This window comes from uncultured Tissierella sp., assembly GCF_902479755.1.
GTDB classification, from domain to species: Bacteria; Bacillota; Clostridia; order Tissierellales; family Tissierellaceae; genus Tissierella; species Tissierella carlieri.
Window position 1 is genome coordinate 1 of sequence record NZ_CABSQO010000057.1, and the last position, 17463, is coordinate 17463.

General features: G+C 32.6%; 19 protein-coding genes. 1 reads left to right on the forward strand and 18 read right to left on the reverse strand.

Annotated elements, in window-relative coordinates:
- Positions 1-508: 508 nt before the first annotated feature.
- Positions 509-1180 (reverse strand): TIGR00266 family protein, encoded by a 672-nt coding sequence (locus RDK80_RS18645; RefSeq protein WP_216559671.1) that lies wholly within the window; start codon positions 1178-1180, stop codon positions 509-511.
- A gap of 181 nt (positions 1181-1361) precedes the next feature.
- Here RDK80_RS18645 and RDK80_RS18650 point away from each other — a divergent pair, with 181 nt between their 5' ends.
- Positions 1362-1892, forward strand: coding sequence for a nitroreductase family protein (locus RDK80_RS18650; protein ID WP_308525158.1), 531 nt, complete (start codon positions 1362-1364; stop codon positions 1890-1892).
- Positions 1893-1969: 77 nt separating this feature from the next.
- Here RDK80_RS18650 and RDK80_RS18655 read toward each other — a convergent pair whose 3' ends face one another.
- The 17 genes from RDK80_RS18655 to RDK80_RS18735 all read right to left on the reverse strand — a co-directional run.
- Positions 1970-2275: a hypothetical protein gene (locus RDK80_RS18655; RefSeq protein ID WP_216559675.1), complete on the reverse strand. Its 306-nt coding sequence runs from the start codon at positions 2273-2275 to the stop codon at positions 1970-1972.
- 2 nt (positions 2276-2277) lie between these two features.
- Positions 2278-3627: an acyclic terpene utilization AtuA family protein gene (locus RDK80_RS18660; protein WP_308525159.1), complete on the reverse strand. Its 1350-nt coding sequence runs from the start codon at positions 3625-3627 to the stop codon at positions 2278-2280.
- 65 nt (positions 3628-3692) lie between these two features.
- On the reverse strand, positions 3693-4466 hold the full coding sequence (locus tag RDK80_RS18665) for an ABC transporter permease subunit (protein ID WP_308525160.1): 774 nt from the start codon (positions 4464-4466) through the stop codon (positions 3693-3695).
- 46 nt (positions 4467-4512) lie between these two features.
- Complete coding sequence (locus tag RDK80_RS18670; RefSeq protein WP_216559681.1) at positions 4513-5631, reverse strand: ABC transporter substrate-binding protein; 1119 nt, start codon at positions 5629-5631, stop codon at positions 4513-4515.
- Positions 5632-5635: 4 nt separating this feature from the next.
- Positions 5636-6427, reverse strand: a complete 792-nt coding sequence (locus RDK80_RS18675) for an ABC transporter ATP-binding protein (RefSeq protein WP_094902451.1) — start codon at positions 6425-6427, stop codon at positions 5636-5638.
- Between the two features lie 225 nt (positions 6428-6652).
- The gene (ftcD, locus tag RDK80_RS18680; protein WP_216559683.1) at positions 6653-7579 is read right to left on the reverse strand and encodes a glutamate formimidoyltransferase; all 927 of its coding nucleotides are present in this window, start codon (positions 7577-7579) and stop codon (positions 6653-6655) included.
- Between the two features lie 108 nt (positions 7580-7687).
- Positions 7688-8476, reverse strand: a complete 789-nt coding sequence (locus RDK80_RS18685) for an XdhC/CoxI family protein (RefSeq protein WP_308525161.1) — start codon at positions 8474-8476, stop codon at positions 7688-7690.
- Positions 8477-9274: a selenium-dependent molybdenum cofactor biosynthesis protein YqeB gene (gene yqeB / locus RDK80_RS18690; protein WP_216559695.1), complete on the reverse strand. Its 798-nt coding sequence runs from the start codon at positions 9272-9274 to the stop codon at positions 8477-8479.
- A 23-nt stretch (positions 9275-9297) separates the two neighbouring features.
- A complete protein-coding gene (locus RDK80_RS18695; protein ID WP_308525162.1) occupies positions 9298-9873 on the reverse strand; it encodes a nucleotidyltransferase family protein in 576 nt (191 codons plus the stop codon).
- 10 nt (positions 9874-9883) lie between these two features.
- The gene (yqeC, locus tag RDK80_RS18700) at positions 9884-10600 is read right to left on the reverse strand and encodes a selenium cofactor biosynthesis protein YqeC (protein WP_216559699.1); all 717 of its coding nucleotides are present in this window, start codon (positions 10598-10600) and stop codon (positions 9884-9886) included.
- A gap of 15 nt (positions 10601-10615) precedes the next feature.
- Positions 10616-12193, reverse strand: a complete 1578-nt coding sequence (locus RDK80_RS18705) for a methyl-accepting chemotaxis protein (protein ID WP_308525163.1) — start codon at positions 12191-12193, stop codon at positions 10616-10618.
- 20 nt (positions 12194-12213) lie between these two features.
- Positions 12214-13215: a molybdopterin cofactor-binding domain-containing protein gene (locus RDK80_RS18710; protein WP_308525164.1), complete on the reverse strand. Its 1002-nt coding sequence runs from the start codon at positions 13213-13215 to the stop codon at positions 12214-12216.
- Positions 13212-14483, reverse strand: a complete 1272-nt coding sequence (locus tag RDK80_RS18715; protein ID WP_308525165.1) for a molybdopterin cofactor-binding domain-containing protein — start codon at positions 14481-14483, stop codon at positions 13212-13214. Before RDK80_RS18715 ends, RDK80_RS18710 begins: the two co-directional genes overlap by 4 nt.
- Entirely contained in the window at positions 14483-14956 is a 474-nt protein-coding gene (locus tag RDK80_RS18720; RefSeq protein ID WP_094904430.1) for a (2Fe-2S)-binding protein, read from the reverse strand. Before RDK80_RS18720 ends, RDK80_RS18715 begins: the two co-directional genes overlap by 1 nt.
- Positions 14950-15816 carry an FAD binding domain-containing protein gene (locus tag RDK80_RS18725; RefSeq protein WP_308525166.1) on the reverse strand — a complete coding sequence of 289 codons (867 nt, stop codon included), beginning with the start codon at positions 15814-15816 and terminating at the stop codon, positions 14950-14952. Before RDK80_RS18725 ends, RDK80_RS18720 begins: the two co-directional genes overlap by 7 nt.
- Positions 15817-15882: 66 nt before the next feature.
- Positions 15883-17256 carry an NCS2 family permease gene (locus RDK80_RS18730; RefSeq protein ID WP_308525167.1) on the reverse strand — a complete coding sequence of 458 codons (1374 nt, stop codon included), beginning with the start codon at positions 17254-17256 and terminating at the stop codon, positions 15883-15885.
- A 100-nt stretch (positions 17257-17356) separates the two neighbouring features.
- Positions 17357-17463, reverse strand: a 107-nt coding sequence (locus tag RDK80_RS18735) for an adenine deaminase C-terminal domain-containing protein (RefSeq protein WP_308525168.1), incomplete at its 5' end; no start/stop codon positions are given.

A 17463-nucleotide genomic window follows, 5' to 3' on the forward strand; every position in this document is an offset into this window, starting at 1 on the left:
ATTATTTTTTAAAAAATTTATCTTTTTTATCTTGACAATTCATAGTTGGTCTCCTTATTGCATACTTTTTCGTCCTTCAAATATTTCCTACTAATTAAACAATTTAATATTAATTTTATAATAACATATTTATATTCCTACATCAATTTGTACCCTATTTTATCAAAGAATAGACAAAGAACCCCTTATCTTTTTGATTATATATTTCTTATATTTAGAATTTCCATTATCCTAGTCTTCTCCTATAAAAAATCATTTTGTACTGATTCATATAAGTTTTTTTATTATAATATATAAATAATAAATACGGTTTTTATTTTGTTATAGAGAAAAGAAATATATTCATCTTTTCCAATATCCTAAGATATATAATAACCTTAAAATGAGTGTTTAATTATGTTTATTATCGAATTGTAAGCAAATGAAGGCAATGGACTTCTATGCCATAGATAATAGTTGAAGATTTAGAAAAGGATGGATTAATCCATCCTTTTCTAAATTTTCTTTTTTATCCCTTTGAAGGCACAAAGGGTATTATCCTTGCAGCTAAATTTGATATAGGCATAGATTGAAGAATTATTTTACCAGGGCCTATCAATCTTACAAGGAATAAACCTTCACCGCCAAATAAGATATTTTTAGCTCCTTTAATCGTTTCTATTTCATATCTTACGCTTTCCTCGAATAAAAATACATGTCCTTGGTCTACTAGCATAGTTTCTCCTGATCTTAAATTATATTCAATCAATGAACCATCAGCCTCTAAAAATAACTCCCCATGTCCAGAGAATTTTTGCAATATAAAACCTTCTCCACCTAATAATCCTGATGAAAATTTCTTGGTAAATACGGTTTGAAATTCAACACCTGTCTCTGATGCAAGATAGGCAGATTTCTGTCCAATTAAGGTTTGACCTTCCATTTTTATGTTTTTTATTGTTCCTGGTAATGATGAAGCAAATACAATTTCTTGATTATCAGTTTTCGCTGTATAAAAATTCAAAAACATACTTTCACCTGAAAACATTCTAGCTATACCTTTCATTATGCCACCTGATGTTACCTCTACATCAAAACCATCTGTCATCCATGACATTGATCCTGCACTGGTTTTAATAGTCTCTCCTCTATTTAATATACATCTAAGTATTGGATAATCTCCTTCTATTGAATACTTCATATCTACACCTCCATTAATAATTTTTATTAATTTATACCCTCGATTGTAAATTAATTATAATAACTTAACTGACTTTTATTTTTTGTCTAGTCACTATTTATTTTACTCCTACTCTATATTACCATTTTTAAATTCACCATGCTATAATATATTTATGAAAGTAAAAATAAGGAGGGCTATTATGTTAGATTTATTGATGAATAGAAGAAGCATTAGAAGATATAAGAATCAAGAACTAGAGAAAGAAATCTTAGATAAAATATTGCAAGGTGCTTTAACTTCTCCTTCCGGGAAAAATAAAAAACCTTGGGAATTAGTTGTCGTAAATAATAAAGAAATCCTTGAAAAGCTAGGTACTTCTAGGGGTGGAGCTTCACACCCTATATCAAATGCAGAATTAGCAATTGTAGTTTTAGTAGATCCTAATATTACAGATACTTGGATAGAAGATGCTTCTATTATTGCTACTGTGGTACAGTTAACATCAGAATCTTTAGGACTTGGCTCATGTTGGATACAAGTAAGAAATAGATTGACTGAAGATGATCAAAATGTAGAAGATTATGTAAAAAAACTTTTAAATATCCCCGAGAAATATAATGTAGAAACTATGATTACACTAGGCTATCCAGATGAAGAAAAAAAGCCTCATGATACTGAGACTTTACCTTATGATAAAATTCATTATAATGGATTCAATAAAGCAAAATAAATTCCAAAAATCTCCTTATCCATAGGTAAGGAGATTTTTTAGTAAAATTAAAACTAAGTAATGATTTAACTTATTTATTACTTTTCTATTTCCATTTCTAGAAGGGCCATTCCAAGAGATTTTCCATGCTTATCTACAGCAAGACTTCTTGTAACCCCTCCACCCAAAGATTCTTCGAGTACAAAATTAAATGCACAAATATTATCAAGTTCATACCTTCTTACTTCACCAAAACAAATTTCAGAAAAAAATTCTTCTACTCTTTTTGCAGTTAAAAATTCTTTAAGCATAGGGTAATCTTTTTCGTCATATGGAATAACAGCAATATTTGACATATTGCCTTTATCTCCAGTTCTAGTGTGAGCTATTTCTTTAAGTTTCATGTCTATACCTCCCAATAGATAGTTTCAGTAATTATATCCTCTTTAGGAATAATAATTGCACCAACGGATAATACCTGCCTTACTCCAGATTCAATCCCTGAAGAACCTGCAGGTCCATTTGTATAAAGATAATCTAACTCTTGAGCTATAAGCATTGCATCCTCAAAGGTTTTTGTTCTACCACTTATCCTAAGCCTTATTTCACTATGTTCCTTAGATCCGAAACTATCTGAAATATTTGTTTTATATAAGGAATTGTAGCCTATATAATCAGTTCTGTACTCATCTATATTAGCTCCCACAATTTTCAAACGTTTTTCAATTATATCAGCACACATTTTTGCACGAGGAAGAGAATTTAGTCCTCCAAAGCTTACCTCCCCCTCTCCAATATAACAATCACAATATCCAACATTTACCTTATAGGTATTAGGTACTCCCCTAGACATGGCTCCTGTTACAAGTACAACATCCTTTTCCATCTCCTTGAAGAAAACATTTGTGAAATCAACTATAGCATTAGGAGTAATATAGCAAGATGGATCTGTAATTTCGTATAATAGTTGTTCTTTACAAGTTCGAAGAGATACTTCTCCCCCTGAACCCTTTACCTTTGTAACGATAAAATTTCCATTTTCATCTATTTCAGCAATTGGATGACCCAAGATATGTAGATTGTCCACATCCTTATATCCAGGATCTGCAAAATATCCTCCTGTAATTTGTCCACCACATTCTAAGAGGTGTCCTAATAAAGTTGCTTGCCCTATCTTATACAAATCATTTTCCGTCCAACCAAATTCATGCATCATAGGTCCTACGAATAGTGCTACATCTGCAACCCGCCCTGTAACTACGATATCAGCCCCATTGTCAAGAGCTTCTTTTATCGACTCAGCTCCTAGATATACATTTGCTGATATTATCTCGGCATCAAGTTCACCTAATGTATTGGTACTTTGCCACATAATTGTATCTTTATATTTGTCTAAATCATTAGTTATATTATCTCCAGAAACCATAGCTATTTTAATATTATTAATATTCAACTCTTCTGCGATTTTTATGATATGTTCAACTGCTGCATTAGGATTTGCTGCACCCATATTAGTTACTATTTTTACACCCTTTTCCTTTGCTTGCTTTAAAATACCCCTCATCCTTGATTCAAGCATAGGAGTATATCCTTTTGATGGGTCCTTTAGTTTTTGTTGTTGATTATTTGCAATTGTCCTTTCTGCAAGGCATTCAAATACAATGTAATCAATATTTCCTTTTTCCACCAGCTCTATTGCTGGTTCCAATCTATCATAGGAGCATCCTGCTCCACAGCCAATTCTGACTTTTTTCATACATAAGCTCCTTTCTTTAAAAACAGCCACAGTAGAATAAATTAACTGCGGCTGTTTTCATATTTTTATTTATTTTCGTTAAGAGTCCAAAATAATATCTTCTTCTTTAATTTTTCAAAGGAAAGCATAACGATTACAATAAAACATCCCATAAATAATAGCCCAGCAATTACTCTAGCATAATCCGAAAAATCGGCATAATACTGAATAAAATATCCAAGTCCAGAATTTGTTGCAAACATTTCAGCTATGGCGAGTAAAATAAATGCAAAGTTTAGTGCTGTACCTGCACCAGCTAAAATAGATGGAGCAGCAGCAGGCAAAATTACATTTAGTAATTTTTTAAAACCTTTTAGTTCCAGAACCTTAGAATTATCCAAGTATTTTTGATCAATCAAAACAATTCCATTTATAGTGCCATTTAGAAAGGGCCAAAAGCATCCTATAAAGATAACTGCCACAGATGATAAATAAAAAGTAGGCATAATCGCAATAAGATAAGGCGTCATCATAGATGGCGGAATTGGATTAAGAGCAAATATAATCGGTCTCAAAGTTTTATTTAATCTCGGATTAGTACCTATTAAAATTCCTAGTAAGATACCAGAAAATGCAGCACCAAAATATCCTGGTATCAAAAGCTTTAAAGAGCTAATGAGACTTTTCCACAGCTTAGGCATTGAGTCATAGAATTTAGGTCCAATTTTTGAAAAGCCTGGAAACAACACTGGATCAAGCACTTTTAAAACATCAGTAGCACATAAATAAACTAAAAATGCTACAATCAGAATTATGATAGTTCCTATATAATTTTTAATATTTTTATTGTCTTTTAACATTTATGCTCACCTACTATAGTAAATACATTTCTAAATCTCTCCGAAACTAATTTAATGCTTCTGAATTATAATTTATAAATTTTTCTTGAAGTTCCTTATAGAAAGAATCTCCTGGATTTTCAGCTGTAAGTTCATCTAAAGCTTCTTTGTATATTTTAATATTAATATGATCATTTACATCTATATCAGCTGGATCAATGTATTTCATATCAATCAAACGATCCCACATATAACGAACTCCATCACTCTTAGGATCTGTATCAAAAATTTGATTCGTTTCAAGAAGCATTGTTCTTGCATTTTCCTCGTCAAGTTCAAGGTATTTCATATTTAGCTGAACTGCGTACTCTGGATCTTCACTTAATACTTTTTCTGCACGTATATATGAACGTAAAAATGCTTTTACAGCATCTCTATTCTCATTGATCCATGTTGTATTTGCAACCGGTCGACAACAAACATGCACTGGATCCCAGAAATCATTACTCCAAGCAATTGTCTTAAGACCTGCCTCAAGTGATTGTAGATATGTTGAGTTCGTACCAATACCAATATCTGCATTACCTGATTTAACAGCTTCTAGAACTTCACTTGGCTTTTTAAATTCTAGTATTGTTACATCTTTTTCAAGGTCGTATCCTGCTTCCATCATAGCACCACGCCATACGATATCAGGAGTATACATTCTTGCCGTAGCAACTTTTTTACCAACAAACGATTCTAATCCTTTATACTCTAAATCAGATACAGCGTAAACAGGCATACCACCAGACAAATATCCACCAAAGACGGTAAAATCTGCACCATTTGTAACATATGTAAGAGGTGCAGCAGTTCCAAAAGAAACAGCTACATCAATCTTTTTTGATTGTAGAGCTGTCAGTGCATCTGTTGAATTAGAAAATGGAACAAGCTCAATTTCAATACCTTCCTCTGTTGCAATACCTTTATCAATAGCAATAAATCCTAAAATATTTCCTGTTCCCGGATTATATGCAACATTTATTTTATGTAACTCTTTTTTATCAGGTTTCTCAGGTGTTCCCGTTACTTGAACATCATCTTTTATTTCATCTGTTTCTTTACTGCTACAACCAACCATAACTCCCGCTAATATAAAAATAACAAGTGTCAATGTAATAAAACGTATTTTTTTCTGTCTCATCTTATTATCTCTCCTCAATTAATTTTTCTTCGATATCTCTATTTATAATATGGATAAGCTTATTTCGCAATTCTAAAGCTTCCTCATTTTTAAACAAAGAATCTCGGTCAACCTTTTCTTCGTCTTTAAAAGAATGTGTATAAATAATTTTGCTAGGACTTGAACCGAAAACAAATATTTTTGTAGATAAAAGCAAGGCCTCATCAACATCATGGGTAACAAATAAGATAGTCTTTCTGTTTTCTTTGTCCTTCCGCCAAAGATCTAATACCATGTCCTGCAATTTAGCACGTGTAACAGCATCTAATGCACCAAATGGCTCGTCCATAAGTAAAATAGGAGGATCCAAGGCAAAAGATCGGCATATAGCAGAACGTTGACGCATACCTCCAGAAAGTTCATTTGGATATTTATCAAATGTGGATTCCTCCAATCCTACCTTTTTTAGATAATATAGAGCACGTTTTTTTAAGTCCTTTTTACTCTCATTCTTAAATTTTTGCTGCAAAGAAAGTACAATATTCTTTCCTGTAGTTAACCATGGAAACAGACTATAATCCTGAAAAACCACACCTCTATCTAGACTTGCTCCTTGCAATGGATTGTCTCCAACAAAAATAGTACCTGAATCTGGTTCTGATAATCCTGCCATCAATCTAAGGAAGGTGCTTTTACCACAACCTGATTGACCTAACAGACAGACAAAATCTCCAGCCTCTATTTTCATATTTATATTTTCAAGGATAGGTTCCTTGTCATATGAAAACATAATATTTTCAACTTTAATGTCATGCATAATCAACTCTCCTCGTGCACCTATATAATACTACTCTTCTAAATCACCATATAATTTTATTGTATTTATGAGCTCAAATCAAATTGAGAATAATTATACCAATCATTGTGATTATAGATTATTTCTATAACGAGTAAATAAGTAAATAAGGATAATATTTCTGTATATCACTAATAATTATTCCATAAAAAAATCTCCTTATCTTTAGATAAGAAGATTTTTATCTTATTTCATTAAATGGGTCTCCAATATCTGCTCCATTCTTAAGCCTTGTAGCCCTAAATAATGATTTAAGTTATTTAATAAATATTCTAATTTAACTGGTCCTACTAGTTCTGATCCTGTTACTGCTACACCATATTTTTGTGCTTCTAGTTTTACTAGTTCAAATGTTCTATATAATGGTGTTTGAGCACAGTCAAACATATTCATGGATACTACTACTCCGTCTCTTTCCGGGAATTTGATTCCTACGGCTCTAACTGTTGAATATCCGCCACTTGGTCCTCTTACTGCCTTTGCTATTTGTTTGGCTATATTTACATCTTCTGTTCCCAAGAAAACGTTATATGCTGTTAGTCCTTCCATATCTGCTGATACTATAGTTGCTCCATATTGTGGACTTAATTTACCATCTACTGATAAATCTGGACGTCTTGCTTCGTGGTCTGGATGGTTTTCATCATCTAATAATGCTTTCAGTCCTTCATATTGTCCCTTTCTAATGAAGGAAATACTCTTTTTATCTTCTGTTCTAGCATTTGCTCCTGCAAAGTATATAGGAACTTGATATTTATCAAATAATTCTTTTCCTATTTCTTCTGCTAATTCTTTAGTTTCTTCTAAGGTAATATTCATAAATGGGAATAGAGGTATTGTATCTTGACCACCTATTCTTGGATGAGAGCCCTTTTGTTCTCTCATATCAATAAGCTCATAGGACTTTCCAGCCATTTCAATTAATGCTTCTTTTAATGGTTTTGGTTCACCTAATATAGTCACTACTGTTCTATTGAAATCATGTTCTGGTTCTACACTTACTAATGTAACTCCTTCACGATTCTTCAATACTCCAGTAATGGCTTCGATTACATCTTCTCTTCTACCATCACTAAAGTTTGGTACTGCTAAGATATACTTTGTACCTTCCATATTTTATACCCCCTTATATTCTGCACTTATTCATTATGTTAACATACCTACAATGCTTTTTCTTTGTATACTTTCTATAAAAGAGTACGGTTTTAAAATGTAAAATCATCACTTCAGATGTTTAAGTTTCCCATTATTTTTAATTAATAGTATTTCTGACATAATACTCATTGCTATTTCCTCAGGGCTTCCCGCAGATATTTCTAATCCTATTGGTGCATATATTTTATTTATGCTCTCCTCTGGTATACCTTTATTCCTTAAATTGTCCATCATAGTAATTACTTTACGTTTACTTCCCATAGCACCTATATATTTTGCATCTGAATTTACTACTTCTGTCAAAGATTCTTCATCATATTTATGACCTCTAGATGCTATAACTATATATGTATTATTATCTATCTTATAATTTCTTAGCATTTCGTTTATAGGTCCTAGTACTAGTTCTTTTGCCAAAGGAAACCTGTCACCGATTAAAAACTCCTCTCGATCCTCAAATATTACTATATCAAAATTAAGCAAGGAAGCAATATTATATATTGCATATCCAACATGTCCTCCGCCAATTATTAGAAGCTTAGGATTAATTTTATATACATCTATAAATACTTCCACCCTTCCACCGCAAATCATTCCCACCCCTTCAGTATCCAGCGGTAAATCTATAACTTTGCTTTGTCCTTCTTCTATAGCTTTGATACATAATTCTATAACATGCTTTTCTAATGCTCCTCCTCCAATAGTTCCATGGATTGAGCCATCTTCTAAAACTGCCATCATAGTACCTATACCTCTAGGAGTTGAACCTTCTGATTTTGTAATAGTTGCAATGGCTAATTCTTTTCCATTGTTTATATCTTCCAAAGCTTTTCTCATTACTGACAGATCACCCATTTAAATTCTCCTTCCTTTCCTTAGATACATTATTCCTTCTAAAACTCCACCGCCTACTGCCCTAGCTTTATCTGATATTGTATATACATATTCCTCTATTCCGCGAGGGTCTATATCTCCTACCTTTAGCCCTTTTTCTACATAAAGACCTTCCTTTATAATACCTCTCAATATACCCGATATTCTTGCTCTTACTTTTCTTCCTGACGTCTCGCATATTATATCTCCAACTTCTACTTTATCGCCTATATTATAGTAACTTTTAAATATTCCACTGGCCTCAGCTCTAATTATCCTTTCTTCTTTATAGCCTAGAATATCTCCAGGGATTCCAGTGTCATCTTCTGCTTTACCTTTATATATCACTTTTCCTAAAAAATGACCTCTCTTAGTTTCTACTACTAAATCTACATCTACTCCGGCTTCAAATCCAGGACCTATACCTATTGTCATGGGAGCCATATCCTTTGTAGTTCCAAGATTTTTCTTAGCAAGTATACTGTCTATTATGGCTATGGGTTTTATACTGTTTATTATCTCACCTTTTCCATCAATATAAACAGGAATAATTCCATTATTAATAGCTTCATATATTTCCTCTAGATTTCTAGTTAATATTGCCTTAACCCCTTCTACTATAATTTCTCCATTATATACAGCTTCACAAAAAGATACTCTTCTCCTAATGGCCAATGGTTTCTCCATATCTAAGATTATTACCTTAAATCCTGCCATAAATAACCTATGTCCTATACCTGTGGCTATATCTCCTCCACCACGAATAATTATTAGCTCCATATTTTACCACCTACTTAGAATTATCATTTGGTGATTTCTAATATCTTTAAATCCTCTTGATTATCTATATCCATACCTAATCTTTCTTCCTCTATATAAACCTTCTTCGTTTTAGAAATATTCCTTTCTACTATATCTCTACCGCCTTTGTCCCCTGTAATTTGTAATAATTCTTCTTTAAAAATAGAAGAAATAAGCATAGGCATTCCCCTATGATTATTATAATAAGGCACTAGAATAGGTAGATCTGAGATATTGTATTCTTCAATTAATTTATCTATAAGTTCTGATGTTAAAAAAGGCTGATCACCTACTAAAAACATATAGGATTTAGCTTCTATAGCCCTCCTCACTCCTAGTTTCAATCCTTCTGATTGTCCTAGATGAGCATTTTCATTATAAATAGTTTTTATATTATACTCTTCTCCTATTTTCTTTACTTCTTCACTTCTATAAATTAAAATTATATCATCTAGTTTTGAGCCTACACAGGCCTTAATAACTCTTTCTATTAATGTACTTCCTTCTATATCTATTAATAGTTTGTCTGCTTTCATCCTTCTTGAAAAACCTGATGCTAAAATAATTCCTATTATCATAACTATTCACCTAATAAAATTTTTTCTCTTTAATATCCGCTATAGCCACATTATTAAAATGTTTATCATCTAGTATTCTTCTGATTCTTTTTGCTTTACAAATTTTCATTTCATCATTAGCTTTATTTAGCAGTAGGATTTTGTCTCTTGATGCATTTTTAAATAATCCATTCTTATCTAAAACAAGTTTTACAATGACTTCTTCATCAATTATGAAGTTTCTTCCAACTATGTCCCGCAGCAGTTCTGGTCTATGAACTGTATCCTCGTCTATTGCTTTTCCCAAGGAATCTAAACCTATAACTCCAATTGTCTTAGTGCTAGTCATTGGAATTACTGGTTCATGATTCCCTGGAGCCTTTATAGGCTTTCTCTTAGAACCATCCGCCTCTATGAGAATAATATCAAATATATTTCTTGCAAAAATTTCTTCTAATTTTTCTGAAGAAATTCCCTCTAGTTTACCATTTTTTATCTCTCTGCCTAATATCGTAATTGTACCATTTAATGGATTAAAATCTCTATCTATATCTTTTAAGAAAAGATAAGTATATTCTTCCTTTAAAGGAGTAAATATTCTGGTAGTAGTAGATATAAGGATTTTTTTATTTAGAGAAATAAATTCTTTTGCTAATTCAAAGATGGTAGTAGTTTTTCCTCCACCTCCTACAAAAGAGAGCATTTCCGCTTTATATATATCTATACCTAATGCTTTATATATAATCATTCTTAATCCTCATATTTATATATTTTTAACAAGAGAATCCAAGGCAAGCCCTATTTCATATAGTCTTCCTCTTTCATCTGTGACTGTTAAAAATTTAAATAATTTCCCATCTTCGACTCTCTTTTTTACTGGTGTTACTATATATTCTTTTTTCCTTTTCTTAAAATCTTGTAAAGATGGGTCTGCCTCATATAGATTTAGACCTATGGCGGATTTTTCATTGGTAAATTCTACAACTCCCGACATATCTGTAATATATATCGCATCTACTCCTACCTCTCTAATTAATTCTTTTATCATAGTGTCACTAATATTTTCATTGTTCATAAAATAATCTTTAACTATATATGCCTGTCTTAACATCTTTTCTTCCATTACCTTACCTACTACAAATTGCTGCATATCATAAACATATCCTTTAATCTTTTCTACCACATCATTTAAATTTCTTGATCGACTGTGTTGCTCTAATGTCTGCTCAGTAGTCTGTTCTATTTGAGCTGTTGTTTCCTCTGAAAATTCTGCTATTCTAGTTATATTTGCAGTTATTTCCTCTATCATGGAATTATTTTCACCAGTTACTTTTTTTATTTCCTCCAAACTTTCTTTGCCTAAGTTTAATGTTTCTATTATGGAATTAAATTCTTTGCTAGTAGATTCAATAACTTCACAGTTTTCGTCCATATATTTCATCTCATTTGCCATGGATTCTGAAATCAATACTATCTCATCTTTTAATCCATGTATTACTTCTTCTATCTTTTTAGATACGTTCTCTGTCTCGTTAGCTAATTTCCCTACTTCCATAGCTACTATAGAGAAACCTTTACCATGCTCTCCAGCTCTAGCTGCTTCTATTGAGGCATTTAACGAAAGCATTTTTGTTTGATTTGATATGGTATTTATAAGATCCACGAGCGATACTACTTCATCTGAATAATTTCTTAGTTCTATTATTTTCTTAGAACTTTCCGCTACCATGTTTTTAGAGTTTATTATTCTGTCTTCTATATAATCTATTTCTTCAATCCCTTTCTGAGCTGAGGTAATAGAATTTGATATAAATTGAATTTTATCAACTATATTCTTATCTATATTTTCCATAGATAGGTAAATTTTTCTAGCTAAGTGATTGGTCTGATTAAGCATTTGACTTTGTTCCACCGCATTAGCATCTGCTTCCTCTACTGAAGACGCTATAAGTTCTGAACTAGTTAAAGATTCAGTAGCTAACAGACTTAAGTTTTCACATATATTAAATATTTCAGTTGATATTTCTACCTGAGTCTTCAAGTTCCCTCTTATCTGTTTATAAACACTATAAATCTTTTCCCTTGCTTCCTCAGGTATATCTATACTTTTTGATAAAGAAAAGTCTAAATCATTGATATTAGATAAATATTTTATTATCTCTTTTATCCCCCTATTACTTTGAACCTTCAATAATCCTAGAGACAAACCTATTGAGAGTAAGAGAGTTAAACATATTTGTATAATTGTGTTTTTAAAATATACTGTTGTAAAATAATTAACTCCCATAAAAATAATCGAAAATATAAATATCTTTAAAAAATCTCTAGTTCCTCTCTTCAACATTTTTCCTCCTTATGCTATTATCCTATTTTTTTCTCTTCAGCCTCCCCTAGAGCTTTTATAAGTCTTTCTGGTGTTACAGGCAATTCTGTAATTCTAACACCTATAGCATCGTAAATTGCATTTAATATAGCAGGAGCTATTGGTATCATTACAGGTTCTCCAATTCCTTTTGCACCATAGGGAGCTGTAGATTCTGGATCTTCTACTATAATATTATTTATGTCTATCATATCCATAGCAGTAGGTATTAGATATTTTGAGAACTTATCATTTCTCATTTTACCATTTTCCAAGTTTAAATCCTCTAATAATGCATATCCAAGTGCCATAGCAAATCCACCATCCATTTGTCCCTCAAGTAATCTCGGATTTACTGCACGCCCTACATCTTGGGCAAAGGTTGATCTTAAGAGATTTACTATACCTGTTTTTGTATCTACTTCTACTTCTACCGCACAAGCATTAAATGTATACGGCCAATATGGAGCTCCTTGCCCATCCTCCGGGTCCATCTGGGTTGTTTGAGCTATAAATTCTCCCTTAGCCTCTATAGTATCATCACCATTATATATTTCAGATAGCTTCTCATAGGATATTCTCTTCTGCGGGAAAAAGCTTAATACTACTTCTCCTTTTTCTAATATTAATCCTACTGTAGAGTTTAGTCCTAGCTGAATTCTTGCTTTTTCAAATAATTCAGCTCTCATATTTTCACAGGCAACCTTTATTGCATTTCCAGTGTTATATGTCTGTCTAGTTGCTGCTGCTGTTCCTGAATCAGGCATTAAAGATGTATTTTCGTGTACTAATTCAATATTTTCTACTGTTAGTCCAAGAACTTCTGCTCCTATTTGTCTCATTGAAGTCTTGGCTCCCTGACCCACCTCTGTTACACCACAATATATTCCAATCCTTCCTTTTGGAAGAAGTCTAATGATTGCCCTTGATATATCTGGAAATCCGTTGCCATAGCCAGTTCCATAAAATGAAATTCCTATACCTACACCTCTTTTCTTCATAGAGCTCCCTCCTTTAATTGTTCAGAGAACCTAAAACCCTTATCTACTTCTTCTATACATTTATCTAAAGGTACACTATCTGTCAATATTTGTCCGGTAGCAGTCATTGAGCCTTTTCTAAATATATTTTTCATCCTAAATTCAATAGGGTCCATATCTAATTTTTCAGCCAGCATATCCATTTGTTGTTCATGGGCTATAGGTACTTGAGTTGCTCCGAATCCTCTCATAGCTCCAGTAAATGGATTATTTGTATATACTGCATAGGTATCAACCTTTACATTCGGTATAACATAAGGTCCTGTAGCATGGACTCCAGCTTTTCTTAGTACATTTATTGCCCAAGAACAATGCGCACCAGAATCTCCAATTATTTCTGCTTCCATATATTGAAGTATTCCATTTTCATCTGCTCCAGTTTTATATTTCATAATCATAGGGTGACGTTTAGAATGTGTTAAAAAGGATTCCTCTCTAGAATATATGACTTTTATTGGTCTCTTTAATACCATAGCTGCTAATGCTAAATGTATTTGAGGTGATATATCTTCCCTAGCTCCAAAGGCACCTCCTACAGCTGTATTAATTATTTTAACCTTTTCCTCTGGTAGACTTAAGTTTTTAGCTACTTCTTCTCTGTCATAATGTGGGTATTGAGTAGCTAAAGCTACTACCACCGTGCCATCTTCTTCGAGATAACTAATTCCTGCCTCTGGTTGTAAAAATGCGTGTTCTACCATAGGTGATTTATATATATTTTCTACTATATATTTACACCTTTTCTTTCCCTCTTCTATATCTCCATGTCTCAATTTATAATGAAATACAATATTAGAATCTCCATGTACCTTAGGTGAGTCCTCTTTCATAGCTTCTATTGGATCAAATACTGCTGGTAATTCTTCATAATCAACTTTAATTTTTTTATATCCTTCATCACAAGCCCTTTGAGTTTCTCCTACTATAAATGCTATTGGTTCTCCTATTCTTATAACCTTTTCACTGGCAAATACTTCATGGTCCTTTAATACTACTCCATGGATATTTTCTTTTGGTACATCCTTATATGTGAATACCTTTAATACTCCTTCTACTTTTTCTGCTTCTGCAACATCTATTTTAATTTTGGCATGAGGTTTATCTGATCTTAAGGTTTTACCATAAGCCATATTATCCAAATATATATCTTGAGGATAAACTGCTGTACCAGTAACTTTACTATATGCATCGACTCTAATAATATTTTTTCCTACTACATTTAGTTTCATTACTTTTCCTCCTCCATATATTTTATAGCTCTTTCCGTTGCATCAATCATTTTATTGTAGCCTGTACACCTACATAAATTACCCGATATTCCTTCTCTAATCTCGCCTCTTGTGGGATTAGGATTTTTATCTAGCAATGCCTTAGTTGATAAAACCATCCCTGGTATACAAAATCCGCATTGTACTGCACCTACATCTATATATGCCTGTTGTACTGGATGAAGTTTTCCATCTCTTTCAAGTCCTTCTATAGTTACAATACTACTTCCATTGGCTTGAAATGCCATTACAAGACATGAGTTAACAGTTTCTCCATCCATTATAACAGTGCAAGCACCACATTCACCTTCTCCACATCCCTCTTTGGTACCTACAAAACCTAATTCATCTCTCAATAAATCTATTAATCGCAAATTTTCATCTACAGAAATTTCGAAAAATTCTCCATTCACTTTAAGGCTTATATTTACCATGATGCCACCTCTCTCCCTATTGTCATTGCTGATTCAAGGGTTTCCTTTAATATACCAGATATGGCAACCCTCTTATATGGTAAAGTAGACCTACCTTTTAACCGTTCATCCATAGAGTTCTGCAGTCTCTCTACAGCACCTTCTACAGTTTCTTCCCTAATTTTTTTCCCTATTAAATAATTTTCAACTTCATATTCTCTCATAGGATATTTTCCCAATGCCCCACTAGCAACTCTAATGGACTTAATAAACCCTTCATTATCAAATTCAACTAAAGAAGCTGAGGTCAATCTTGATATGGCCAACGCCTTTCTAAGACCAAGCTTGGCGAAAGTAAGGACTTGATTTTCTTTAGGTTTTATAAATTTAATTTCTGTTATAAGTTCATTTTCTTTTATAGGGTCAGTATAGTAGTCCTCTAAAGATATTTCTCGTACCCCTTCTATACTAACAAGCCTTACTATACTTCCTAAAGCAATTAAAGGAGGTATTGAATCAGCTGCCGCAGATCCATTTGCAATATTTCCTCCTATGGTGCCTTTATTTCTTATTTGCGGGGAACCTACCATTCTACAAGCCTTATATAATCCCCATAGATTCCCACGAAACAAATGGTTTTCAACTATATTGGTAAATGTAACTCCTGCACCTAAAGTAATATATTCTCCATCATCCTCTATCTTTTTCAAGTCTTCAATTTTAGTAATATCTATTAACACCTTCGGTGATATTTTCTCATTTTTCAAGGCAATTACAATATCAGTACCTCCAGCTATTATCTTTGCATCTTTACCAAAATTGCCAAGTATTTCTATCACTTCATTAATATTATCTACATTATACACTTGATTTAAGGTCATATTTACACCCCTCATAGGATTCTTAGTTTTAAAAAGCCGCCTCCAAATAGAAGGCGGCTGATGTCTTTACATAAATATTGTTTTCAATACAAACAATATTGCTAGTACATACATAATTGGTGATACATCTTTGTGTTTTCCAGCTAGTACTTTTAGTACTACATATGAGACCATACCAAATACTATACCTTCAGCTATACTATATGCAAAAGGCATCATAACTATTGTTAGAAATGCTGGTATAGCCTCTGTAAAATCATCTAAATCAATTTCTTTAATTGGACTCATCATGAATAATCCAACTAAGATTAGTGCTGGTGCTGTTGCAGCCCCTGGAATCATGCCAAATAATGGAGCAAGTATTAATGCTAATCCAAACATAACTCCCGTTGTTAGAGAAGTAAGCCCTGTTCTACCGCCTTCAGCTACACCTGCTGCTGATTCTACGAATGTTGTTACTGTAGATGTACCTAAGCAAGCACCAACAGTAGTACCTACAGCATCTGCTAATAAGGCTTCTTTTACTTTAGGTAATGAACCATCTTTGTCTAACATACCTGCCTTTGATGATACTCCTATTAAAGTTCCTACAGTATCAAATACGTCAACAAATAGGAATGTAAATACTACTATAAGCATATCCCAAGTAAATATATTAGCCCACTCAAATTTAAATGCTACCTCTCTAAGAGATGGTGGTGCTGAAAATATACCCAGTAAGGTTCCATTAGGCGTATAACTAACTCCCATTGGCAAACCGATAAGTGTAGTAATAATAATACCAAAGAATAATGCGCCTTTAACTTTTTTAGCCAAAAGGACTCCAGTTATAACAATACCTATTAATGCTAATAATGCCGATGGTGATTTTAGGTTTCCAAGTGTAATTACCAATCCACCTTCATTTAATACATTAACTCCATTTTCCATGAACATTTTTCCCGTATCTACTATTCCAGCATTTATTAGTCCAATTAAAGCTATAAATAGCCCTATACCTACAGATACAGCTTTCTTAAGATTCATAGGGATTGAATTAAAAATTGCTTCTCTTACTTGGAAGAATGATAATAATATAAATATAATCCCTTCGATGAATACCGCCGTAAGAGCAAATTGCCATGATTTTCCCATTCCAAATACTACTGTATAAGTAAAGAATGCATTAAGTCCCATACCTGGTGCAAGTGCAAAAGGATAATTAGCTAAGAATGCCATCATCACACAAGCAATGAATGCTGAAAGTGCAGTTGCTGTAAATACCCCACCAGCATCCATACCTGATTCTGAAAGTATTCCTGGATTTACTGCCAAGATATAGGCCATAGTCATAAAAGTTGTAATACCAGCCATAATTTCTGTTTTTACATCTGTGTTGTGTTCCTTTAGCTTAAATCGTTTTTCAAAAAATCCAACATTTGAAGCTCTTTCACTAGACATAATACTCCTCCTTATAATTTATTTAAAAAACTATCCTCCTTTCTTAAATGTCTCTATTTAGTTATTATACTAAATTTTTATAGATAACTGTAGTAAATTCTTATTTAATAACAGGAGGCAGAATCTTAAAATTATTCACATCTATCAGTCCCTTGTCAGTTATCTTCCATGCTGGACTTGTAGATAGTGCTAAGAAGGATAGATGCA